Source organism: Vibrio sp. 10N.222.49.C9, assembly GCF_041474985.1.
GTDB lineage: Bacteria > Pseudomonadota > Gammaproteobacteria > Enterobacterales > Vibrionaceae > Vibrio > Vibrio crassostreae_C.
In genome coordinates, this window is sequence record NZ_JBFRVD010000367.1 from 1 (window position 1) to 386 (window position 386).

Here is a 386-nt window from a genome sequence, read left to right on the forward strand (position 1 = left end):
AGCTAGATGAGTGTTCAGAAAGCCGACTGGAAATAATCTCCGATAGAATAGATGACAGTTTTGAAGAGCAGTTATTAGGTTGCATAGAATAGTGTTTACGATAGGAGAGAGGCACATAAATGATTGGGAACCATTATGACTTGCCACCTTCGATTCAGGCCTAAATAGGAACGCTATTTTTCAATAACCTTTGATATGTGACCTGTGGACACTTTATACACATACAGCTAGAATCCGGGCTCGCGGCTGCACATGAATTTCAGTCAACTTTAGAGATACCATAATGATTGTAGAAAATGTGCTTCCTGAAAATTACGCAGAAATGCTTAATGTTTGGGAAAATTCAGTCCGAGCAACTCATGACTTCATAACAGAAGACGATATTG

1 pseudogene is annotated in these 386 nt (G+C 39.1%); it reads left to right on the forward strand.

Annotation, left to right across the window (positions count from 1 at the left end):
* Nucleotides 1-283 precede the first annotated feature (283 nt).
* Nucleotides 284-386 (forward strand): annotated as a pseudogene (locus tag AB4585_RS23535) (GNAT family N-acetyltransferase); the annotation flags it as partial.